This window comes from Pantoea sp. ANP04 (assembly GCF_041982285.1).
Classification (GTDB): Bacteria; Pseudomonadota; Gammaproteobacteria; order Enterobacterales; family Enterobacteriaceae; genus Pantoea; species Pantoea eucalypti.
The window spans coordinates 12,961-35,852 of record NZ_JAUTYS010000018.1 but is presented as its reverse complement, the minus strand read 5'-3'; the positions used below and the strand labels follow the sequence as shown (position 1 = coordinate 35,852).

18 protein-coding genes are annotated in these 22,892 nt (G+C 55.8%); 6 read left to right on the top strand and 12 right to left on the bottom strand.

Annotated elements, in window-relative coordinates; translation table 11 throughout:
• The first annotated feature begins 132 nt into the window (after window positions 1–132).
• Entirely contained in the window at window positions 133–1,326 is a 1,194-nt protein-coding gene (emrD, locus tag Q7C21_RS20170) for a multidrug efflux MFS transporter EmrD (protein ID WP_003851249.1), read from the top strand.
• Here emrD and glpX read toward each other — a convergent pair.
• The 3 genes from glpX to Q7C21_RS20155 form a co-directional block, all read right to left on the bottom strand.
• Complete coding sequence (gene glpX / locus Q7C21_RS20165) at window positions 1,316–2,326, bottom strand: class II fructose-bisphosphatase (RefSeq protein WP_275770790.1); 1,011 nt, start codon at window positions 2,324–2,326, stop codon at window positions 1,316–1,318. The genes emrD and glpX overlap by 11 nt on opposite strands.
• Window positions 2,327–2,421: 95 nt before the next feature.
• Window positions 2,422–3,933: a glycerol kinase GlpK gene (gene glpK / locus Q7C21_RS20160; RefSeq protein WP_003851245.1), complete on the bottom strand. Its 1,512-nt coding sequence runs from the start codon at window positions 3,931–3,933 to the stop codon at window positions 2,422–2,424.
• Between the two features lie 30 nt (window positions 3,934–3,963).
• Window positions 3,964–4,815, bottom strand: a complete 852-nt coding sequence (locus tag Q7C21_RS20155) for an MIP/aquaporin family protein (protein ID WP_003851244.1) — start codon at window positions 4,813–4,815, stop codon at window positions 3,964–3,966.
• Between the two features lie 405 nt (window positions 4,816–5,220).
• Between Q7C21_RS20155 and zapB the strand changes: the two genes are divergently transcribed.
• Complete coding sequence (zapB, locus tag Q7C21_RS20150; RefSeq protein WP_003851242.1) at window positions 5,221–5,460, top strand: cell division protein ZapB; 240 nt, start codon at window positions 5,221–5,223, stop codon at window positions 5,458–5,460.
• Window positions 5,461–5,513: 53 nt separating this feature from the next.
• On the opposite strand, the gene rraA is transcribed toward zapB, so the two are convergent.
• The 6 genes from rraA to priA form a co-directional block, all read right to left on the bottom strand.
• Window positions 5,514–5,999 (bottom strand): ribonuclease E activity regulator RraA, encoded by a 486-nt coding sequence (rraA, locus tag Q7C21_RS20145; protein WP_003851240.1) that lies wholly within the window; start codon window positions 5,997–5,999, stop codon window positions 5,514–5,516.
• A 158-nt stretch (window positions 6,000–6,157) separates the two neighbouring features.
• Window positions 6,158–7,495, bottom strand: a complete 1,338-nt coding sequence (hslU, locus tag Q7C21_RS20140; RefSeq protein ID WP_003851236.1) for an HslU--HslV peptidase ATPase subunit — start codon at window positions 7,493–7,495, stop codon at window positions 6,158–6,160.
• A 10-nt stretch (window positions 7,496–7,505) separates the two neighbouring features.
• Window positions 7,506–8,036 (bottom strand): ATP-dependent protease subunit HslV, encoded by a 531-nt coding sequence (hslV, locus tag Q7C21_RS20135; protein ID WP_003851234.1) that lies wholly within the window; start codon window positions 8,034–8,036, stop codon window positions 7,506–7,508.
• An 88-nt stretch (window positions 8,037–8,124) separates the two neighbouring features.
• Complete coding sequence (gene ftsN / locus Q7C21_RS20130; RefSeq protein ID WP_337028853.1) at window positions 8,125–9,120, bottom strand: cell division protein FtsN; 996 nt, start codon at window positions 9,118–9,120, stop codon at window positions 8,125–8,127.
• 152 nt (window positions 9,121–9,272) lie between these two features.
• On the bottom strand, window positions 9,273–10,310 hold the full coding sequence (gene cytR, locus Q7C21_RS20125; protein ID WP_008926938.1) for a DNA-binding transcriptional regulator CytR: 1,038 nt from the start codon (window positions 10,308–10,310) through the stop codon (window positions 9,273–9,275).
• Window positions 10,311–10,474: 164 nt separating this feature from the next.
• A complete protein-coding gene (priA, locus tag Q7C21_RS20120; protein WP_182630283.1) occupies window positions 10,475–12,670 on the bottom strand; it encodes a primosomal protein N' in 2,196 nt (731 codons plus the stop codon).
• Window positions 12,671–12,895: 225 nt separating this feature from the next.
• Between priA and rpmE the strand changes: the two genes are divergently transcribed.
• Window positions 12,896–13,111, top strand: a complete 216-nt coding sequence (rpmE, locus tag Q7C21_RS20115; RefSeq protein ID WP_003851227.1) for a 50S ribosomal protein L31 — start codon at window positions 12,896–12,898, stop codon at window positions 13,109–13,111.
• 80 nt (window positions 13,112–13,191) lie between these two features.
• Here the strand turns inward: rpmE and metJ are convergent, their stop codons facing one another.
• Window positions 13,192–13,509, bottom strand: coding sequence for a met regulon transcriptional regulator MetJ (gene metJ, locus Q7C21_RS20110; RefSeq protein ID WP_003851225.1), 318 nt, complete (start codon window positions 13,507–13,509; stop codon window positions 13,192–13,194).
• Window positions 13,510–13,782: 273 nt separating this feature from the next.
• Here metJ and metB point away from each other — a divergent pair, with 273 nt between their 5' ends.
• The 3 genes from metB (at window position 13,783) to metF (ending at window position 18,480) form a co-directional block, all read left to right on the top strand.
• Window positions 13,783–14,943, top strand: a complete 1,161-nt coding sequence (gene metB / locus Q7C21_RS20105; RefSeq protein ID WP_003851223.1) for a cystathionine gamma-synthase — start codon at window positions 13,783–13,785, stop codon at window positions 14,941–14,943.
• Window positions 14,944–14,945: 2 nt separating this feature from the next.
• A complete protein-coding gene (locus Q7C21_RS20100; protein WP_003851221.1) occupies window positions 14,946–17,381 on the top strand; it encodes a bifunctional aspartate kinase/homoserine dehydrogenase II in 2,436 nt (811 codons plus the stop codon).
• 202 nt (window positions 17,382–17,583) lie between these two features.
• The gene (metF, locus tag Q7C21_RS20095) at window positions 17,584–18,480 is read left to right on the top strand and encodes a methylenetetrahydrofolate reductase (protein ID WP_140916493.1); all 897 of its coding nucleotides are present in this window, start codon (window positions 17,584–17,586) and stop codon (window positions 18,478–18,480) included.
• 94 nt (window positions 18,481–18,574) lie between these two features.
• Here metF and ppc read toward each other — a convergent pair whose 3' ends face one another.
• Together ppc and argE are read right to left on the bottom strand one after the other, a co-directional pair.
• Window positions 18,575–21,226 carry a phosphoenolpyruvate carboxylase gene (ppc, locus tag Q7C21_RS20090; protein ID WP_008926935.1) on the bottom strand — a complete coding sequence of 884 codons (2,652 nt, stop codon included), beginning with the start codon at window positions 21,224–21,226 and terminating at the stop codon, window positions 18,575–18,577.
• A 353-nt stretch (window positions 21,227–21,579) separates the two neighbouring features.
• Entirely contained in the window at window positions 21,580–22,728 is a 1,149-nt protein-coding gene (gene argE / locus Q7C21_RS20085) for an acetylornithine deacetylase (protein ID WP_003851216.1), read from the bottom strand.
• Window positions 22,729–22,892 lie beyond the last annotated feature (164 nt).

Below are 22,892 nucleotides of genomic sequence, written 5' to 3'. Positions count from 1 at the left end.
GCGCAAGCCGGGACCTTTCGGCCTGCCTCTCGCTTTGTCATCTAATCCTGATATTTTGCCCGCCATAACAAGATGACTGGCGGGTGAACCGCTGTTTTAACCTCCTTTCACAGAAAGAAATTTTGCATAATCATGATTAGTAAACTGGAAAATCGCCCGCTGCTGGTGATGCTCATTGTGCTGGTGGCTGTCGGGCAGATGGCGCAGACCATCTACGTCCCGGCGATGTCGGTGATGGCGGACGCGCTGAATGTGCGGGATGGCGCGCTGCAGCGTGTGATGGCGGCCTATCTGATGACCTATGGCGGATCCCAGCTGATCTACGGCCCACTGTCAGACAGTGTCGGTCGGCGTCCGGTGATCCTTGCAGGCATGATGATCTTTATGATCGGCGCAATCACGGCATTGATGGCGACCTCACTCGATATGCTGGTGCTCGGCAGCGCGATTCAGGGACTGGGAACCGGCGTAGCTGGCGTAATGGCCCGCACCATGCCGCGTGATCTCTATGAGGGGCACGCACTGCGCCGTGCCAACAGCCTGCTTAATATGGGCATTCTGGTCAGCCCGTTGCTGGCACCGGTGATTGGTGCACTATTGACCCAGCTCTTTGGCTGGCACGCCTGTTTCGCCTTTCTGCTGCTGCTCTGTCTGGCGGTTACTTTGTCTATGGCGCGCTGGCTGCCGGAAACCCGGCCACAGAGTGCTGAAGTGACCCCGTTCTTCAAACGCTATGCCCGGCTGCTCAGCGACGCAAATTTCGTTCGCTACATTGTCCTGCTGATTGGTGCGCTGGCGGGTATTGCGGTATTTGAGTCGAGCTGTGGCGTGCTGCTGGGCGGCGTGCTCGGCCTGCACAGCCTGACCGTCAGTATCCTGTTCATTCTGCCCATTCCGGCGGCGTTCTTCGGTGCCTGGTTCGCGGGACGCGAGCAGGGTTCATGGCACAGTCTGATGTGGTGGGGCGTGAATAGCTGTCTGCTGGCGGGCATCCTGATGTGGATCCCGGCATGGTTTGGCGTAATGAATATCTGGACGCTGCTGGTTCCGGCCGCGCTGTTCTTCTTTGGGGCTGGCATGCTGTTCCCGCTGGCGACTTCAGGGGCAATGGAGCCGTATGCCTGGCTGGCGGGCAGCGCGGGTGCACTGATTGGCGGAATGCAGAACCTGGGATCGGGTCTTGTCGCGTGGCTTTCAGCCATGATGCCGCAGCGCGATCAGTTCAGCCTTGGCATGCTGATGTTCTTTACGGCACTGGTGATGCTGCTCTGCTGGTTGCCGCTCTCACGTCAGCCGGAGCGCGGCAACCAGCCGGTTACAGGATAAACGGATGGAGCGCCGGATCCTTACGGTCAAGATAATGAATCGACTGGATGCGGCGAATAGTGCGAGATTTACCGCGAATCAGCAGGGTTTCGCTGGTGGCGACATTACCCTGACGCGTAATGCCTTTCAGTAGTTCGCCACTGGTAATGCCGGTGGCGGCAAACACCACGTTGTCATTGCGCGCCATCTCACCTAGCGTCAGCTTCTTACCCGCTTCGATCCCCATCTCCGCACAGCGCTGCAGCTCCTGCTCGCCGAGGCGACGGTTTTCAGCATTATCGCCTTTGACGTGATGACGCGCCAGCAGCCGACCCTGCATATCACCGTCCAGCGCACGGATCACCGCTGCTGAAACGACGCCTTCCGGTGCGCCGCCGATGCCATACATCACATCGACTTCGCTGTCTGGCATGCAGGTCAGAATTGAGGCGGCAACGTCACCATCCGGGAAGGTAAATACCCGCACGCCCAGCTGCTGTAACTCGCTAATCACCACATCATGACGTGGCTTAGCCAGGATGGATACGGTCAGCTGTGACAACGGCTTGTTCATCGCTATTGCGATATTACGCAGGTTAGTTTCAAGCGGCAGGTCGAGGTCGATCGCGCCCTGTGCTGCAGGACCCACAATCAGTTTTTCCATATACATGTCTGGAGCGTGCAGAAAGCTGCCTTTATCGCCCACGGCCATCACAGCCAGCGCATTCGCCTGGCCCAGTGCCGTCATGCGGGTACCCTCAATCGGATCGACGGCAATATCAACGGCATCGCCGTGACCGGTACCGACTTTTTCACCGATATAGAGCATCGGGGCTTCGTCGATTTCACCCTCACCGATCACAATCTGACCGTCAATTTCAATGGAGTTCAGGACATGACGCATGGCATGGACAGCCGCACCGTCAGCCGCATTTTTGTCACCGCGTCCTAACCAGTGATAGCCTGCCAGGGCGGCAGCTTCGGTTACGCGGGAAAATTCAATGGCAAGTTCTCGTTTCATGGCATCTACCTGACAAAAAACCGGCAGGCAGTGTAACACAGCGGGGGAGTGGGGCGGGGAAAAGGCCCGCGACGGCAATGTCGCGGGCGTTGATATTACTCCTGTTCTTCCCACGCCTGTGCGCGGGCAACCGCTTTTTTCCAGCCAGCATAACGGAAGTTACGCTCGGTGGTTTCCAGGCTTGGACGGAACTCACGCTCAATAACGGCTTTAGAGCGCACTTCATCCAGATCCTGCCAGAAGCCAACAGCCAGACCCGCCAGATACGCAGAACCCAGCGCGGTCACTTCACGCACTTCCGGACGCTCAACACGGGTGCCGAGGATGTCAGCCTGGAACTGCATCAGGAAGTTGTTGGACACCGCACCGCCGTCTACACGCAGCGCCTGCAGGCGGGTATTGGCATCATTCTGCATCGCTTCCAGAACGTCACGTGTCTGATAAGCGATCGACTCCAGCGTCGCGCGGATGATGTGGTTAGAGTTTGCGCCACGGGTCAGACCGAAGATCGCGCCACGGGCATACGGGTCCCAGTAAGGTGCGCCCAGGCCGGTGAAAGCAGGCACCATGTAAACGCCGTTGGTATCTTTCACTTTCATCGCGAAGTATTCAGAGTCAGCCGCTTCACTGATCAGCTTCATCTCATCACGCAGCCACTGAATAGAGGCACCACCGATAAACACGGCACCTTCCAGCGCATAGTTCACTTCACCGCGCGGGCCACAGGCGATGGTGGTCAGCAGGCCGTGGGTTGAGGTCACCGCTTCAGTACCGGTGTTCATCAGCATGAAGCAGCCGGTGCCGTAGGTATTTTTCGCCATGCCAGGCTGTACACACAACTGGCCATACAGCGCGGCCTGCTGGTCACCGGCGATACCGGCGATAGGAATACGTGTACCGCCTTTACCACCAATGTTGGTCTGACCGTAAACTTCAGAAGAGGACTTCACTTCTGGCAGCATTTCACGCGGGATATCCAGGATATCCAGCATGCGCTGATCCCACTCCAGCTTGTGAATGTTGAACATCATAGTACGGGAGGCGTTGGTGTAGTCGGTGATGTGCACGCGTCCCTGAGTCATTTTCCAGACCAGCCAGGTATCGACGGTACCGAACAGCAGCTCGCCACGTTTTGCACGCTCACGCGCACCTTCAACGTGATCCAGAATCCACTTCACTTTCGTACCGGAGAAGTAAGGGTTAATCACCAGACCCGTGGTGTGCTGGATGTACTCTTCCAGACCCTCTTTCTTCAGTTTGTGACAATAGTCAGCGGTGCGGGGATCCTGCCAGACGATGGCGTTGTAGATCGGCTTACCGGTCTCTTTTTCCCAGACGATAGCGGTTTCGCGCTGGTTGGTGATACCGATTGCCGCAATCTCATCAGAGCGGATATCGGCATGTGCCAGCACTTCAACCAGCGTAGAGCTTTGTGAAGCCCAGATATCCATCGGGTCATGTTCAACCCAGCCCGCTTTCGGGTAGATCTGGGTGAATTCGCGCTGCGATACCGCGACGATGTTGGAGTCGTGGTCGAGAATGACGGCGCGTGAACTGGTTGTACCCTGATCGAGTGCGACAATGTATTTTTTATCTGTGGTAGTCATAAATTCATTCCTGATGATAAAAAGTGAAACTTACGCTTTACGCTGCTGAGCGCGTGCAACCGGTTTGTCTGCTGGAACACTCGGTTCCTGTGCGGCACCTGGCAGGTAGCGGCCAATCAGTGTGCGGTAACCTACTGCACCCAGGCAGGCACCCACCAGCGGGCCAAAAATTGGTACCAGGAAGTAAGGGATATCTTTACCACCCGTGAAGGCAACGTTACCCCAGCCAGCGAAGAAGGCGAACAGCTTAGGTCCGAAATCACGTGCCGGGTTAAGCGCAAAGCCGGTCAGCGGACCCATTGAGCCACCAATGACTGCGACCAGCAGACCGATCAACAGCGGCGCCATCGGTCCACGTGGGACACCGTTGCCATCGTCGGTCAGCGCCATAATCACCGCCATAAGCACTGCGGTAATAACCATTTCAACCAGGAACGCCTGGCCTACGCTGATGTGCGGATTAGGATAGGTTGAGAAGATACCCGCCAGGTCCAGACTCTGAACCGTACCGCGTACCATCTGATGACTCTGTTCGTAATCGAAAAACAGGCTGTAGTAGAGACCATAAACCAGCGCGGCCGCGCAGAATGCCCCGGCGATTTGCGCCAGAATATACGGCACCACTTTACGGCCTTCAAAGTTGGCGAACAGGCAGAGTGCAACGGTAACGGCAGGGTTCAGATGCGCGCCAGATACCCCAGCGGTAAGATAGACAGCCATTGAGACGGCTAAGCCCCAGATGATGCAGATTTCCCACTGACCGAAGGCGGCACCGGCAAGTTTCAGCGCAGCTACACAGCCTGCGCCAAAGAAAATAATCAAGCCTGTCCCCAGAAATTCGGCAATACACTGACCTTTGAGCGTGTTAGTTGTCTGACTCATAATAGTGGTTCCTGAAGCGAGGTTAAATTTTATCAGTTTTTGTTCTCAGTCCGTGAGGCACCCAGCTTTAATGTAGGGCTGATGTGAATTTATCGTTAACGAACATAAACGAGAAATAGCGAAATCATTTTTTGTGTACTGCGTCATAAAAATGCGCGTTTTCGCGTATTCCGGCTTTCCTTAGCCCATATTCGCGCCTGATGACAGAGAGGGTGGACACGTGCTGGAAAGCAGACGCAGTAAGCGCAGCGCAAATTCAGGGATTGGCTGAAAAGTGTTACAGACTGCGCTCGCAGCGGCCGCGTTGCTGGACTTGAGGGGTGAGGCTACATACAATCGGGACAACGTTGCTGGCTTAAGCTGGCATCATCAACGCCTTGCAGGAATTTAGGAGAGGTCAGAAAGATGTCATTTGAAGTATTTGAGAAACTTGAAGCGAAAGTACAGCAGGCGATTGATACCATCACGCTGTTGCAGATGGAAATCGAAGAGCTGAAAGAGCAGAACAACTCACTGCGTAACGATGCGCAACAAGTCGCGGGTAACCACGATGCGCTGATGCGCGAAAATCAGCATCTGAAAGAAGAGCAACACGTGTGGCAGGAACGTCTGCGTGCATTGCTGGGAAAAATGGAAGAGGTTTGAAGCCTCAGCTGATGTGAAAAACGGGTGCTCTGGCACCCGTTTTCATGTCTGGCCTATTCGAGGTCCAGCGCATCCTCTGACAGAATGATACCGGTGTTGTCGGCATAGAGATGGTCACCAGAGAAGAAGGTGACGCCGCCGAAGTTGACGCGCACATCGCTTTCGCCAATCCCTTCACCCGCAGCGCCGGCCGGAATCGCGGCAATGGCCTGAATGCCAATCTCCAGCTCTTCCAGCTCATCAACCTGACGTACCGAACCGTAAACCACCAGGCCTTCCCATTCGTTAGTTGCCGCCAGGCGTGCCAGTTGGGCATCGACCAGCGCACGGCGCACTGAGCCGCCGCCATCAATCACCAGTACGCGACCACGGCCATTCTCTTCCAGCAGATCGTAGAGTAAGCCGTTGTCTTCAAAGCATTTCACTGTGGTAATCTGACCACCGAATGAAGTGCGCCCACCAAAGTTTGAAAAAAGCGGTTCAACAACATTCACTTCTTCATGGTAGATATCGCAGAGTTCAGATGTATCGTATTTCATAAGGGTTTCGTCTGTTTGCCACAGGAAGGGTAAGTATATCGCTATATGCAGATTGTTGGCAAAATCATCAGTATGAAAAAAGCATCGTTCGATCAAGAACATGCATAAAAAAGCCCAGCCGGGTGGGCTGGGCTTCGGAAAAGCGCTGAATCAGTGAATCAGAGAATGAAGCGGCTAAGGTCTTCGTCAGCCACCAGTTCATCCAGGTGTTTAGCCACATAGTCAGCATCAATGGTAAAGGATTCACCGTGACGATCGCTGGCGTCATACGAGATATCTTCCATCAGACGCTCCAGCACGGTATGCAGGCGGCGCGCACCGATGTTCTCGGTGGTTTCGTTAACCTGCCATGCGGCTTCAGCGATCCGGCGAATACCCTCTTCGGTGAACTCAATGTTCACGCCTTCGGTATTCATCAGTGCTTTGTACTGCACGGTAATCGAGGCATTCGGTTCGGTCAGGATGCGCTGGAAATCATTGACTGTCAGCGCCTGTAGCTCAACACGAATCGGCAGACGACCCTGAAGTTCCGGAATCAGATCGGAAGGGCTGGCAACCTGAAACGCGCCTGAGGCGATAAACAGGATATGGTCGGTTTTGACCATGCCGTGCTTGGTGGAGACGGTGCAGCCTTCAACCAGCGGCAGCAGGTCGCGCTGAACGCCTTCGCGAGAGACATCGGGTCCGCCCGCATTCTGGCCGCCGCGCTTACAGATTTTATCGATCTCATCGATGAACACGATACCGTGCTGCTCGACCGCTTCAATCGCATCCTGCTTAAGCTCTTCCGGGTTAACCAGTTTTGCCGCTTCTTCTTCGATCAGGAGCTTCATCGCTTCTTTGATCTTCAGCTTGCGGGCTTTCTGCTTCTGGCCGCCGAGGTTCTGGAACATCGACTGCAGCTGGCTGGTCATCTCTTCCATGCCCGGAGGCGCCATGATTTCGACGCCTGGGCTGCTGGCCGCCAGATCGATTTCAATCTCTTTATCATCCAACTGGCCTTCGCGCAGCTTCTTGCGGAATGACTGACGCGCTGCAGAGGGTTCAGCACTCTGCTCAGCCTGACCCCAGTTGTTTTTCGCGGGTGGAATCAGCACATCAAGAATGCGCTCTTCTGCCATCTCTTCGGCACGGTATTTATTCTTTTCAATCGCCTGACTGCGCACCATCTTGATGGCGGAATCAGTCAGATCACGAATGATAGAGTCCACTTCCTTACCGACATAACCGACTTCGGTAAACTTGGTCGCCTCGACTTTGATGAACGGTGCATTCGCCAGCTTTGCCAGACGACGTGCGATCTCGGTTTTACCGACACCGGTCGGACCGATCATCAGGATATTTTTTGGGGTCACTTCATGGCGCAGCTCTTCGTCGAGCTGCATGCGGCGCCAGCGGTTGCGCAGTGCAATAGCCACGGCGCGCTTGGCGCTGTCCTGGCCGATGATAAAGCGGTTCAGTTCGCTAACGATTTCGCGTGGAGTCATCTCAGACATATTTATACCCTTACGCCTTAGACGTTAATTCTTCGAAATTAACGTTGTGGTTAGTGTAGATGCAGATATCACCCGCGATATTCAGCGACTTCTCGACGATGTCGCGTGCGCCCATTTCGGTATTCTCCAGCAGCGCACGTGCCGCTGCCTGGGCGAAAGGCCCACCGGAGCCGATGGCGATCAGATCGTTTTCAGGCTGGATGACATCACCGTTACCGCTGATGATCAGTGAGGCTGACTCATCCGCGACGGCCAGTAAAGCTTCAAGGCGGCGCAGCATACGGTCGGTACGCCAGTCTTTGGCCAGCTCCACCGCTGCTTTCACCAGGTGGCCCTGATGCATTTCCAGTTTACGTTCGAAAAGTTCAAACAGGGTGAAGGCGTCTGCGGTGCCGCCAGCAAATCCGGCAATCACCTTATCGTTGTATAAACGACGCACTTTTTTAACGTTGCCTTTCATCACGGTATTGCCGAGCGTAGCCTGGCCATCACCGCCAATCACTACCTGGCCGTTGCGTCGTACACTTACTATTGTTGTCACGGGCAGACCCCTTGTTGCTGTCGGAAAAGGACTCCGCGCACGGGGCGCGGAGTATCATGCAACAGATATGGGGCGGGTTTGACGGGTTTCAACCCCCAACGGAGAGCGGAATACAGCTGGAGTGTCCGGAACTGCGAAGACGTTTCAGGGTGCTGTCAGCGGATGCGCGATCTTTATACGGACCGATCACCACACGATTCCAGCCGCCACCGGTGGTAATGCGGCTTTCAAAGCCTTCAAAGGCTAAGCCCGCACGTACCGACTCAGCCTGGTCAGTGCCTTTGAACGAACCACACTGCACCATCCAGCGCTGCGAAGAGGCTTTCTCCGCCGGTTTCGCCTTCGCGGTCTCCTGTGGCTTTGTCTGCACGTCTGGTTCCCGCGTTACTGGCGCAGGTTGCGACTGGCGCTGTACGTTTTGCTGCTGCTGCTGCTGCTGACGTTGCAACTGCTGCTGTTGTTGACGCTGTTGCTGTTGCTGCAACTGCAGCTGGCGTTGCTGTTGTTGCTGAGCCTGCAACTGCTGACGTTGTTGCTGAACCTGTTGCTGCTGCTGAACCTGCTGCTGTTGCTGAACCTGCTGCTGTTGACGTTGCAGCTGTTGCAATTGCTGCTGATGCTGCAGCGTCTGCTGACGTTGCGCCGGCGTCTGTTCATTCCACGGCACTTCATTGAGCTGTGTTGGCTGCTGACGCATATCAGCCTGCATCTGCTCCAGCAACTGGCGCTGTTCATCGGTCAATTGGGTCTGCGACTTCACTTCGCCACCCGAAGAGGGTTCGATCGGTGTCGGCACAGTAACCTGACGGTTTTCCAGCTCTTTAATGTATTTCCAGCGTTCTTCAGGCTTCGGCGGTAAGCCATTGCCGTTGGCTTTATGATCCGTAATGACCGGCACGTCTTCTTTCTTATGATGCGCCAGGAACCATAAACCACCGGCAAAGGTCACCAACACAGCGACCGCCAGTACAATCATCAATTTAGAAGTTCCCGAACCGCCTTTGCTCTTCTTGCCACGGCTGGGGCTTTTTTTGCGACGCGTCCCTGTTGAACGCCCGCGGCCTACATAATCTTTTTGTGCCACTCTCGTTCTTATACCCTTCAAAAATAGTGCCAGTTGGGCGAAATGATGATTTTTACGCGCCCGGCAAGGAGTCCGCCATGTTACTTAAGGGCCGGAACTTTGACCAGCTGTGTTCGCCTTAAGAATCTACTGAAAAAACCAGACGAATACGCTTATTTTTCACGCTTTTTTGCGCGTGCCGTACTGCCCCGAATCGTTAAACCGGCATCCAGCAGCCGCGAGCCGCTGATCACCCGTTTGCCATTTAACTCATCCAGCAGCAGAAGCATCGCTTCCCGGCCTATCTGATAGCGTGGTTGTGTGACCGTCGTCAGCGGTGGCTCGCAGTAACGTGATAACTCAATGTCATCAAATCCCACCACAGAGAGATCTTCCGGTATCCGCAGCCCGCAGCGTCTGGCCTGATTCATCGCGCCCAGCGCCATAATGTCGCTGTGACAGAACAACGCGCGCGGCGGTTGCGGCAGAGTCATCAGCTGATTCATGGCGGCAACGCCTGCTTCAAAGGTGAAGTCACCGCGCACAATATAGGTGGGATCGACCGTCAGCCCGCTGCGACGCATCGCCTGGACATAACCCTGTAAACGATACTGACAGAGTGGCATCTCTTCCGGCCCGGCGATACAGGCGATCTGCGTATGACCTAACTGCAGCAGATGATTTACCGCTTCAAACGCGGCAGTCAGGTTATCAATGTGAACCGTGGGCAGCGACATTTCCGGTGCAAACTCATTCGCCATCACCATGGGTGGCAAGTTGCGTTGCTCATCAATGCTGGCATCAAAAGGCAGTTGTGAGCCAAGCAGCACCATGCCATCGATCTGTCGTGTGACCATCAGGTTAAGAAAGGTTCTCTCCTGCTGATTCTGGTGGGCGCAATCGCCGATCAGCACCAGATAGCCCTCTTCGGCGGCTGTGACTTCGACGCCACGAATGATTTCACTAAAGAAGGGATCGCAGATGTCAGGGACAATGACCAGGATGGTACGCGTCTCATTACGACGCGCGTTGCGTGTGGGGCCATGGGCCGCATAGCCGACGGCGGCAACCGCCTTCTCGACTTTATGGCGGGTAGCCGCAGAAACCTTCTCTGGATTCATCAGCGCACGCGATACGGTGGCGGTTGAGACGCCCGCGTGTTCCGCGACATCCTTCATCGTGGCGGCGGGCGGTTGTTGATTCTGCTCCAACACATGCTCCTGACGCGTTATGGCGCGTTCGATTTTGTTTTTGCCTGACCTGAAAGCAAACCGGGCAACATTGTTAACGATTGCCCGGCTGGTTGTTACTTAATTTGCATAAAAATTGTGACTTATGCGACATTTTTCGATCTGGCTCGCAGTGTCAGAAAAAATCAGCTCTCTGTCGGGTCAATATCCAGCGTCCATTTCACTTTGCGCGCGGCGGGTAGCGTGGAAACCAGCGGCAATGAACTGCTCAGCAGCTGTTGCAAACGCTGTCGGGAAGGATGCTGCAGCAGCAGTTGCCAGCGCCAGCGTCCGCTGCGTTTTGGCTGCAGAGCCGGCAATGGACCCATAAACCACATCGCCTTGTCATTGAGCGGGCTCGCCTCCAGCAAGTTACGGAGTTGTTGCAGAAATTCCGCCGCCTGCTGATTGTCCATATCTTCCGCGCGGAACAGCGCATGGCGGCTCCAGGGCGGCAGGTGAACTGCCTGTCGCTCCAGCAGCGCCTGCTGCGCAAATGCCGAATATCCCTGGTGCAGCAGTGTCTGAAGCAGAGGATGTTCCGGATGATGCGTCTGTAATAACACCTCGCCCTGCTTGCCAGCGCGGCCAGCACGACCGGCGACCTGAGTATAGAGCTGCGCAAAGCGTTCTGCCGCGCGAAAATCGGCTGAGAACAGTGCGCCATCAACATCCAGCAGCGACACCAGGGTGACATCCGGGAAATGATGCCCCTTGGCCAGCATCTGGGTGCCGACCAGAATGCGTGCGCCGCCGCGATGAACGTCAGCCAGATGCTGCTCCAGCGCCCCTTTGCGGCTGGTGGTATCACGGTCAATTCGTGACACCGGCACGCCAGGGAAGAGTGTACCGAGCTGCTGCTCCAGCTGTTCGGTTCCGACACCTACCGGCAGCAGATGCGTTGAACCACACTGCGGGCATTGATTAGGCAGCGGACGCTGGCTGTCGCAATGGTGGCAGCGTAACTGGCGATGATGCTGGTGCAGCGTGTAATAGCGATCGCAGCGGGTACATTCGGCAATCCAGCCGCAGTCGTGACAGAGCAGGGCGGGCGAAAAGCCGCGGCGGTTAAGAAACAGCAGCACCTGATTATCGGCCTGCAGATGCTGGCGCATTTTACCAATCAGGCCCGGTGCCAGGCCGCCGATCAGCTGCACACCTTTTAAGTCGATAAGCTGTTGCAGCGCCGGTCTGGCATTGCCGGCGCGCTTTGTCAGGTCGAGCTGGCGATACTTGCCGCTGCGGACATTGTGCAGCGTCTCCAGAGCGGGGGTCGCCGATCCCATAACAATCGGGATATCCTCTTCATGCGCGCGGAAAACGGCCAGATCGCGCGCCTGATAACGCCAGCCTTCCTGCTGTTTGTAAGAGCTGTCATGCTCTTCATCAATGATGATGACGCCAGGACGGGCCAGCGGCGTAAACAGCGCCGATCGCGTGCCAATCACAATCGCCGTTTCACCGCGCCGTGCACGTAACCACACCGCCAGCCGCTCACTGTCATTTAAGGCGGAGTGCAGCACATCGATGGGCGCATCGAAACGTTCGCGAAAGCGGGCGATAGTCTGCGGAGTTAAGCCAATCTCCGGCACCAGCACCAGCGCCTGTTTACCGCGTGCCAGCACATTTTCCAGCACGCTGAGGTAAACCTCGGTTTTGCCGGAACCGGTAATGCCCGCCAGCAGCCACGCAGCATAATGCTCATCATCTGCCCGAATCGCACCTACTGCCATCGCCTGATCCGTATTCAGTCGCAGACGCTCGCCTTTCACAGCATAGGTAGTACGCCAGTCGTGCATCTGCGGCTGATGCTCATGCAGTTCGCACAACCCTTTGGCCCGCAGAGCCTGCAGCGTGGCTTCCGTAAGGTCATGTTCACTGACCTGATGACGATAGAGGGGTTGCTGACGCAGTGCTGCCAGTGCCTGCTGCTGTTTCGGGGCCCGCTTTAAACTTTCGGGTGCCGTTGCCCGGCCCTGCTCGGTAATTTCCCAGCGCCATAAGGGATTATCCTGCGCCGCTTTGCCCTGGCGCAGCAGCACTGGAATGGCATGGCTCAGCACTTCTCCCTGCGGCGAATGATAGTAGCTGGCGGCCCAGTTAAGGATGCGCCACAGCGACGACGGATAGAGTGACTCACTATCCAGCACCTCGATCACTTGCCTGAGTTGTGCTTCCGGCAGATCGCTGCTGTCACGAAAGGCGACCACAATCCCGATCATCCTGCGATTGCCAAAGGGCACACTTACGCGACCGCCGATGACCGGCTGCGCACCCTGTGGCGGCAGATAGTCAAACAGGCGGGGCAAGGGGACGGGCAGGGCGACCTGGACTACGGGCATAACTCTCTCTTTCCGGCATCATCATCGGGGAAGCTAGTGTACACGCTGACCCTGATGGCGGGTATCTCAGCAGATATTTGCAGCAATCGAAACTTACCTGTATAATATGCCGCCTTCGGTGAGAAATATCTGGCCGGAGTACACCCTATAATGTTCAACCGCGTGTGGTGCTGTGCAGGTCAAAGCCTGGCACGGAGAGCGACACGGCCTTCTATGAGGTTTCCCATGAAACAAGGTATTCACCCGAAATACGAAGCAGTTACTATCAAATGTACCTGCGGCAACGAGATCCACACCCGTTCAACACTGACTCACGAACTGAACCTGGACGTTTGTGGCAAATGCCACCCGTTCTATACCGGTAAGCAGCGTGAAGTGGCAACTGGTGGCCGTGTTGACCGCTTTAACAAGCGTTTCAGCGTGCCAGGCGCTAAAAAATAAGATTAAAAGGCACCTGAACCTGCGGGTTCGGCGGCAAGAAAAAACCCAGCTTCGGCTGGGTTTTTTTATGCGCTGACGAATTAATATTCCCAGGTGTCGGGATCGATGCCCATATCGCGCATGATCTTTTTCGCTTCTTCAGGAATTTCATCGCTGCGTTCTTTACGCAGGTCCACGTCGTCTGGCAACGGTTGCCCGGTAAAGGCATGCAAAAAGGCTTCGCAAAGCAGCTCACTGTTGGTGGCGTGACGCAGGTTGTTCACCTGACGACGGGTACGCTCATCCGTTAAAATCTTCAGCACGCTCAATGGGATAGATACTGTAATCTTCTTGACCTGCTCGCTCTTCTTACCGTGCTCAGCGTACGGGCTGATATATTCGCCGTTCCATTCAGCCATGGGTTACCTTAATTAATAAACGTTAAATGTGAGGAAATCAGCGAATTATGCCTGATTTTTTCCTGCCTGACCCCTGATATGGCGGGTTTTCTTCGCTCACTGCCTCTGCATCACAGAGGGGAACGCCAGGCGATGACGCATAATTTTAGCGGTTATTGCGTTTTTGCTCAATCTATACGCAAAGACATTTAGATGTCCAGATGTATTGACGTCTAATTAGAGGGTGATATCCTGTGGCCTACATTTTATTCACTCTTCAGGAACAATTCGCTCATGACGCGTAAACCGGCAACCATCGCAGTGCGCAGCGGTTTGAATGATGACGAGCAATATGGCTGCGTTGTCCCGCCAATCCACCTCTCTACGACCTACAACTTCCTGGATTTTAATGAGCCTCGTGCGCATGACTACTCCCGTCGTGGCAACCCCACGCGTGATGTCGTACAGCGTACCCTGGCCGAACTGGAGGGAGGAGCGGGCGCGGTATTAACCAATACCGGGATGTCGGCGATTCACCTGGTGACGACGGTGTTCCTGAAGCCTGGCGATCTGCTGGTTGCGCCACACGACTGTTATGGCGGCAGCTATCGGCTGTTTGACAGCCTGAGCAAGCGCGGCGCGTATCGGGTTAAATTTGTCGATCAGGGCGACCCGGTGGCGCTGCAGGCGGCACTGGATGAAAACCCTAAACTGGTGCTGATTGAAAGCCCCAGCAATCCGCTGCTGCGCGTAGTGGATATCAGCGCGATTTGCGCCGCTGCCCGCGCAGCAGGTGCTATCAGCGTGGTGGACAACACCTTTATGAGTCCGGCGCTGCAGAACCCTCTGGCGTTGGGTGCCGATCTGGTGATCCATTCCTGTACCAAATACCTCAATGGCCACTCCGATGTGGTAGCGGGCGCAGTGATTGCCAAAGATCCGCAACTGGCAACCGACCTGGCCTGGTGGGCGAATAATATTGGTGTAACCGGCGCGGCATTTGACAGCTATCTGCTGCTGCGCGGAATTCGTACCCTGTCGCCGCGCATTGCGGCCGCACAACGCAACGCACTCGCGATTGTTGAGTATCTGAAGCAGCAGAAGCGGGTGAAAAAGTTGTATCATCCTTCGCTGCCGGAAAACGCCGGACACGAACATGCCGTACGTCAGCAGCGCGGCTTTGGTGCCATGCTGAGTTTTGAAATCGACGGTGATGAGGCACTGCTGCGCCGCTTCCTGAAAGCGTTGCGGCTCTTTACGCTGGCGGAATCGCTGGGTGGCGTGGAAAGTCTGATCTCCCATACCGCCACCATGACGCACGCGGGTATGTCAGCAGAAGCACGCGCGGCAGCGGGCATTTCCGATACGCTGCTACGGGTTTCTGTTGGTATTGAAGATCACGAAGATTTAATTGCCGATCTGGATAATGCATTCCGGATCGCAGCCGAGGGTTAAGTATGACGATTTCAGCAGGCGCGGGAACGCCGACTATCAGGCAGTTGCATAAGTTTGGTGGCAGCAGTCTGGCCGATGCGCGTTGCTATCAGCGCGTTGCCAGCATTATGGCGGATTACAGCCAGCCGGGCGACCTGATGGTGGTCTCTGCGGCAGGTTCAACCACCAACCAGCTGATTAGCTGGCTGAAGCTGAGCCAGAGCGATCGCCTCTCTGCGCACCAGGTGCAACAGGCCTTGCGTCGCTACCAGAGCGAACTGATCGGTGCGCTGCTGCCTGCTGAGATCGCCGAACCTTTAATTACTGCGTTTATTCGCGATCTGGAAAAGCTGGCGGCCCTGCTGGATGCGCCGATTACCGATGCGGTCTATGCCGAAGTGGTCGGGCACGGTGAAGTCTGGTCAGCACGCCTGATGTCAGCGGTCCTGAGCCAGCGTGATCTGCAGGCCTGCTGGCTGGATGCGCGTGAGTTTTTGCGTGCTGAACGTGCCGCTCAGCCACAGGTGGATGAGGGTAAATCCTGGCCACTGCTGCAGACTTTGCTGGCGCAGCATCCCCATAAGCGCATCGTGGTCACCGGCTTTATCAGCCGTAACGATGCCGGTGAAACCGTCCTGCTTGGCCGTAACGGCTCCGACTATTCCGCTACGCAGATCGGTGCGCTGGCAGGTGTCGGACGTGTGACTATCTGGAGCGATGTGGCGGGCGTTTATAGCGCCGATCCCCGCAAAGTCTCTGATGCCTGTCTGCTGCCGCTGTTAAGGCTGGATGAGGCCAGTGAGCTGGCGCGTCTGGCGGCACCGGTGCTGCATACCCGTACGCTGCAGCCGGTTTCCGGCAGTGATATCGATTTGCAATTGCGCTGCAGTTATCAGCCGGAGCAGGGCTCAACCCGAATTGAACGCGTGCTGGCCTCCGGAACAGGCGCGCGCATTGTCACCAGCCATGACGATGTTTGCCTGATTGAGATTCAGCTGCCAGAGCAGCATGACTTTGCCATCCTTCACAAAGAGATCGACCTGTTGCTGAAGCGCGCGCAGCTGCGACCGCTGGCGTTTGGCGTTCATCCTGACCGTCAACTGCTGCAGCTCTGTTATACCTCCGAAGTGGTTAACAGTGCCTTTACGCTGCTACAGGATGCCGGTTTACCGGGCCATCTGCAGCTGCGCGATGGCCTTGCGCTGGTGGCGCTGGTTGGCGCAGGCGTTACCCGCAATCCGCTGCATACCCATCGCTTCTGGCAGCAGTTAAAAGATCAGCCGGTTGAGTTCATCTGGCAGTCAGAAGAGCACATCAGCGTGGTCGCGGTGCTGCGCGTCGGCCCGACGCAGCATCTGATCCAGGGACTCCATCAGTCGCTGTTCCGTGCAGAAAAGCGCATCGGCCTGATGCTGTTTGGCAAAGGGAATATCGGTTCACGCTGGCTGGAGCTGTTTGCCCGCGATCAGGAAACGCTGTCAGCGCGGACCGGCTTTGAATTTGTGCTGGCGGGTGTCGCGGATAGCCGTCGCAGTCTGCTGAGCTATGAAGGGCTGGATGCCAGTCGGGCACTCGCCTTCTTTGATGATGAAGCGGTGGAACGCGATGAAGAGTCGCTGTTCCTGTGGATGTGCGCGCATCCGTTTGATGACCTGGTAGTGCTGGATGTCACAGCCAGCACACCGCTGGCACAGCAGTATCTCGACTTTGCCAGCCACGGCTTTCACGTGATCAGCGCCAATAAGGTCGCGGGTGCGTCAGACAGTCAGACCTGGCGGCAGATTCGTGATGCCTTTACCAAAACCGGGCGTCACTGGCTCTATAACGCCACCGTAGGCGCAGGCCTGCCGATCAACTACACGGTACGCGACCTGCGCGACAGCGGCGATACCATCCTGGCAATCAGCGGGATCTTCTCCGGTACGTTGTCCTGGCTGTTCCTGCAGTTTGATGGCACGGTGCCGTTTACCGAGCTGGTGGATCAGGCCTGGCAGCAGGGCTTAACCGAGCCGGATCCGCGCGCCGATCTCTCGGGTCAGGATGTGATGCGTAAGCTGGTGATCCTGGCGCGTGAAGCAGGCTACAACATCGAGCCGGATCAGGTACGGGTGGAATCGCTGGTGCCAGACAACTGTCAGCAGGGCTCAGTAGACCACTTCTTTGAAAACGGTGAAGAGCTGAATGAGCAGATGCTGCAGCGTCTGGAAGCCGCGCAGGAGATGGACCTGGTGCTGCGTTACGTTGCCCGGTTTGATGCCAACGGTAAAGCACGTGTCGGTGTCGAAGCGGTGCGTCCGGAACATCCGCTGGCTTCGCTGCTGCCGTGCGACAACGTCTTTGCGATTGAAAGTCGCTGGTATCGCGACAATCCGCTGGTCATCCGCGGACCCGGTGCAGGCCGTGATGTTACCGCAGGTGCAATACAGTCAGATATTAATCGCCTCGCACAGTTGCTGTAATTTCTCTTTAACAGGCGCTTCGGCGCCTGTTTTCAATGCGTTATCTCTCCTCTGTTGAAACTTCTTCAAGTTGATTGAAAATTGATCACGGCTGTTGATCATTTTTAAGTTGACGGCATCCGCAGATTACGTCATTTTGAACATCTGGACGTCTAAACGTGTAGATGTTCGCAGGCCGATTGTTAATCGATGAGGGTGCAGGATGAGTTTCTTTCATGCCAATCAGCGCGAAGCGCTAAACCAGAGCCTGGCTGAGCTGAACGGGCAAATTAATGTTTCATTTGAGTTCTTCCCGCCGCGTACCAGCCAAATGGAAGAGACCCTCTGGAGCTCCATCGATCGTCTGAGCAGCCTGAAACCAAAATTCGTTTCCGTTACCTACGGCGCGAACTCAGGGGAACGCGACCGCACCCACAGCATTATCAAAGGCATTAAAGATAGAACCGGGCTGGAGGCTGCACCCCATCTGACCTGTGTTGATGCCACGCGGGATGAACTGCGCACCATTGCTCAGGATTACTGGAACAATGGCATTCGCCATATTGTGGCGCTGCGCGGTGACCTGCCTCCCGGCAGCGGCAAGCCTGAGATGTACGGCAGCGATCTGGTGTCGCTGCTGAAAGAGGTCGGCGATTTTGATATTTCCGTCGCCGCCTATCCTGAAGTCCATCCCGAAGCGAAAAGCGCCCAGGCCGATCTGATTAACCTGAAGCGAAAAATTGATGCCGGCGCAAACCGGGCAATTACCCAGTTCTTCTTTGACGTTGAAAGCTATTTACGTTTTCGCGATCGCTGTGTTTCGACCGGTATTGATGTGGAAATTGTGCCGGGCATTCTGCCGGTCTCTAACTTTAAACAGCTCCAGCGCTTTGCCACGCTGACCAATGTGCGTGTGCCAGGCTGGATGAACGCGATGTTTGCCGGTCTGGATGATGATCCGGAAACGCGCAAAATGGTGGGCGCCAATATCGCGATGGACATGGTAAAAATTCTGTCACGCGAAGGGGTGAAAGATTTCCATTTTTACACGCTGAACCGTGCCGAAATGAGTTACGCCATCTGTCACACGTTAGGCGTGCGTCCTGCCGCTGCGGCTTAAGCCTCTTGTTACAGCCAATAAAAAAGTCGGGAACGTCCCGACTTTTTTGTTTTTCTGGCGGGCAGCGCTGACCGTTGTCAGCGCCTGACCACGATTAACCGGTATTGCGCATACCTGCCGCCACACCTGCAATCGTCACCATCAGCGCCTGCTCTACGCGGGCATCCGGCTCCTCACCACGGGCTTCCTGCGCACGTGAACGATGTAGCAGTTCTGCCTGGAGTACGTTGAGCGGATCGGTATAGACGTTACGCAGCGCAATCGACTCGGCAATCCACGGCTGGTCAGCCATCAGGTGTGAGTCATTGGCGATGGTCAGTACCGCTTTGATATCCGCAGCAAGCTGTTCGCGCAGTTGTTTACCCAGCGGCCAGAGTGATTTATCGACCAGACGCTGATCGTAATATTCCGCCAGCCACAGGTCGGCTTTCGAGAAGACCATCTCCAGCATCCCCAGACGGGTGGAGAAGAATGGCCAGTCGCGACACATCGCTTCCAGCTGATCCTGATGACCGGCTGCCATCGCCTGCTGCAATGCAGCACCGGCACCCAGCCAGGCAGGCAGCATCAGACGGTTCTGCGTCCAGGCAAAAATCCATGGAATCGCACGCAGCGACTCTACGCCACCGGTAGGCCGGCGTTTGGCCGGACGTGATCCCAGCGGTAATTTACCCAACTCCTGCTCCGGCGTCGCCGAACGGAAATAAGGGACGAAGTCAGCGTTTTCACGCACATAACCACGATACATCGCACAGGAGTCAGCTGAGAGCTGATCCATAATGTCGCGCCATTCGCGTTTTGGCTCTGGCGGTGGCATCAGGTTTGCTTCCAGAATTGCGCCGGTGTAGAGCGACAGGCTGGCGATGGTCACGGCCGGTAAGCCATATTTAAAGCGGATCATCTCACCCTGTTCAGTCACACGCAGACCGCCGCGCAGGCTGCCTGGCGGTTGTGACAGCAGTGCGGCATGGGCGGGCGCGCCGCCACGACCAATGCTGCCGCCGCGTCCGTGGAACAGCGTCAGTGAAATACCGGCCTTCTCGCAGGTTTTAATCAGGGCATCCTGTGCCTGATATTGCGCCCAGCTGGCGGCCATGACACCGGCATCTTTCGCCGAGTCAGAATAGCCAATCATCACCATCTGTTTGCCCTGAATAAAGCCGCGATACCAGTCGATGCTCAGCAGCTGGCTCATCACGTCGTTCGCGTTATTCAGGTCATCAAGCGTTTCAAACAGCGGTGCAACCGGCATGGCATAACCGATACCCGCTTCTTTCAGCAGCAGATGCACGGCCAGCACGTCGGAAGGGGTTTTCGCCATCGAAATAACATAGGCGGCGATAGAACCCTGCGGGGCTTCCGCCGCGACACGACACGTCTCCAGCACTTCACGCGTCTCATCGCTGGGTTCCCAGGTACGAGGCAGCAGCGGGCGCTTGGAATTCAGTTCACGGATCAGGAACGCCTGCTTGTCCGCTTCAGACCAGCTTTCATAATCGCCGAGGCCCAGATAACGGGTCACTTCGGCAATCGCCTCTGTGTGACGGGTGCTCTCCTGGCGCAGATCGATACGCACCAGCGGCACGCCGAAGCATTTCACGCGGCGCAGCGTATCAAGCAACTGACCGTTAGCGATAATGCCCATGCCGCACTGTTGCAGTGACTGATAGATGGCAAACAGCGGGTCCCACAGTTGATCGTTGGAGACCAGCAGATCGGCCGGACGCGGCAGGCGTTCGCCTTTCAGGCGGCGTTCCAGGAACGACTGGGTCGTCATCAGCTGACTGCGCAGACGTTTCAGGATCACACGGTAAGGTTCCAGCGCTTCCGGCTCGCCGCTGAGTTCGCGGATCTCTTCACTGCACTCGGACATCGACAGCTCGGAGATCAACACGCCGATATCGCGCAGGAACAGGTCAGTGGCTTTCCAGCGGCTCAGCTGCATCACATGGCGGGTAATCGACGCCGTGACGTTCGGGTTACCGTCGCGGTCGCCACCCATCCACGAGGTGAACTGAACCGGCACGAAATCGACCGGCAGCCTGATGCCAAACGCCTCTTCGACCTGCTCGTTCAGCTCACGCAGGAAAGCAGGAACGCCTTCCCACAGGCTGTTTTCTACGACGGCAAAGCCCCATTTGGCTTCGTCTACTGGGGTCGGACGATATTTACGGATCTCATCGGTGTGCCACGCCTGCGCCACCAGCTGGCGCAAACGGCGCATAATCTGGTTGCGTTCGTAGTCGGAGACATCGCTGTGATCAAGCTGCTTCAGGCAGCTGTTAACTTCAACCAGCTTGTGAATCAGTGTACGACGGGTGATTTCGGTCGGGTGCGCAGTCAGCACCAGCTCCAGAGACAGTGATTCAATGGCCGCAAGGATGTCGCTTTCGCTGATATCTTTCTGCTGTTTCAGGGTATCAAAGGTCTTTTTCAGCAGTTCAGGATGGTTCTCACCCTCACCACTTTGCGAGATGGTCTGATACTGCTCAGCCACGTTAGTGAGGTTCAGAAACTGGCTGAAAGCGCGTGCAACCGGCAGAAGCTCCTCGTTGGAGAGGTTCTGCAGCGTATTGAGCAGTTCTTTACGATGAGTGTCATTTCCTGCACGGGATGACTTGGAGAGCTTACGGATGGTTTCAACCTGGTCGAGGATGTTCTCTCCCAGTGCATCCTTAATCGTATCCCCGAGCAGTTTGCCGAGCATACTGACATTACTTCGCATTGCGGAATATTGTTCGTTCATTGGACCCTGACACCCTTATCGTCTTGAAAAACTCATACACCCGACCTTTCAGGCAGCAGAAAAATCAGCAACATTGTGTCCCCGATAATCTACAGGGAACCGGCTCCGTTGCCGCCTGTCCACATTCTGAAACGTTCTGGATAATCACCCGGTGGGCATAACATCGTCTTTTATCTAGCCACGTAATGCTGCGTTCGTCAAATGCGTTAAAGTGCACTGAAGATGTGGCTAACTAACGGAAATTCGTAGAATTTATAGAGAAAGAAGCGGGATAAGTTATTCTTATTGTTAAATCCCGCAGATTGCGGGGGCATTTTGCTGTTAATACAGTGAAATGCCCCATTTGCTGTCAATCAGTGACAAAAATGCTGCACAACCTGACTGATTAGCGCCCGTGTCGGCTTAATAAATGCCGTATCAATAAATTCGTCGGGCTGATGCGCCTGATTGATTGAGCCCGGGCCCAGGACCAGTGTTGGGCAGAGTGTTTGAATAAACGGCGCCTCGGTACAGTAATTCACCACCTCGGTTGGCGTACCCAGTAATTTCTCAACCACACTCACCAGTTCATGATTTACCGGACACTCATAGCCCGGAATCGGCGGATGCAGTTCGGCCACGGTGACCCGGCCCGGCCAGCGTGCACTCACCGGTGCCAGCGCCTCGTTCAGCAACCCATCCAGATCGCTCAGCGACAGGCCCGGCAACGGACGAATATCCATATGCAGTTCACAGCAGGCGCAGATACGGTTCGCGGCGTCTCCGCCATGAATATGGCCGAAATTCATGGTCGGATAAGGGATAGCGAAGCCGTCATGGTGATAACGCTCCTGCAGCGTCGTGCGCAGTTGCATCAGATGAGTGATCGACTCATGCATCAGTTCAATGGCGTTGACACCGCGTGCCGGATCGCTGGAATGGCCCGATTTCCCCTCGATGCGAATCACATTCGACAGATGGCCTTTGTGCGCGCGCACCGGTTTAAGCGAAGTCGGTTCACCGATGATGGCACAGTCGGGACGCAGCTGCGTCGATTCAGAGAAATATTTGGCGCCAGCCATGGTGGTCTCTTCATCGGCCGTGGCGAGGATATAGAGCGGTTTGCTCAGCGTGCTGACATCCACATCGCGCAGCGTGTCGAGAATAAAGGCGAAGAAGCCTTTCATGTCTGCTGTGCCCAGGCCGTAGAGCTTGTTGTCATGCTCAGTCAGAGTAAAGGGATCGCGCGTCCAGCGGCCATCATCAAAGGGAACGGTATCCGTATGACCGGCTAACAGCAGGCCGCCCGCACCGGTGCCGGTTCGCGCCAGCATATTAAATTTATTGCGGGTGCCGGGCACCGGCTGCACTTCAACGCTGAAGCCAAGGTCGCGGAACCAGCCGGCCAGCAAATTGATTAAAGTTTCATTACTCTGATCCAGTGCGGCATCGGTTGCGCTGATCGACGGCGTGGCGATCAACTGGCGGTACAGTTCAATAAAAGGCGGTAATTTTGTCTTCACTGTTGGCGGTCCTTGGGTTAGGATGTATCCATATTCATGCAGTAATAGTGAATAAAAATACATTAACGTCCTCTGCAAGGGAACCATAAATCACTGCAGATGACAGGGTGGGTAACGGGGCAAGGCCGCGACCCGGAACGTGCGACTGTAAAAAGGGTTACAGC

Coding starts and splice junctions, on each gene's coding strand:
- hslU (WP_003851236.1), bottom strand. CDS start 7,495: ATGTCTGAGATGACTCCACGCGAAATCGTTAGCGAACTGAACCGCTTT.
- emrD (WP_003851249.1), top strand. CDS start 133: ATGATTAGTAAACTGGAAAATCGCCCGCTGCTGGTGATGCTCATTGTG.
- metJ (WP_003851225.1), bottom strand. CDS start 13,509: ATGGCTGAATGGAACGGCGAATATATCAGCCCGTACGCTGAGCACGGT.
- zapB (WP_003851242.1), top strand. CDS start 5,221: ATGTCATTTGAAGTATTTGAGAAACTTGAAGCGAAAGTACAGCAGGCG.
- metF (WP_140916493.1), top strand. CDS start 17,584: ATGAGTTTCTTTCATGCCAATCAGCGCGAAGCGCTAAACCAGAGCCTG.
- glpX (WP_275770790.1), bottom strand. CDS start 2,326: ATGAAACGAGAACTTGCCATTGAATTTTCCCGCGTAACCGAAGCTGCC.
- rraA (WP_003851240.1), bottom strand. CDS start 5,999: ATGAAATACGATACATCTGAACTCTGCGATATCTACCATGAAGAAGTG.
- ppc (WP_008926935.1), bottom strand. CDS start 21,226: ATGAACGAACAATATTCCGCAATGCGAAGTAATGTCAGTATGCTCGGC.
- Q7C21_RS20100 (WP_003851221.1), top strand. CDS start 14,946: ATGACGATTTCAGCAGGCGCGGGAACGCCGACTATCAGGCAGTTGCAT.
- glpK (WP_003851245.1), bottom strand. CDS start 3,933: ATGACTACCACAGATAAAAAATACATTGTCGCACTCGATCAGGGTACA.
- priA (WP_182630283.1), bottom strand. CDS start 12,670: ATGCCCGTAGTCCAGGTCGCCCTGCCCGTCCCCTTGCCCCGCCTGTTT.
- rpmE (WP_003851227.1), top strand. CDS start 12,896: ATGAAACAAGGTATTCACCCGAAATACGAAGCAGTTACTATCAAATGT.
- metB (WP_003851223.1), top strand. CDS start 13,783: ATGACGCGTAAACCGGCAACCATCGCAGTGCGCAGCGGTTTGAATGAT.
- Q7C21_RS20155 (WP_003851244.1), bottom strand. CDS start 4,815: ATGAGTCAGACAACTAACACGCTCAAAGGTCAGTGTATTGCCGAATTT.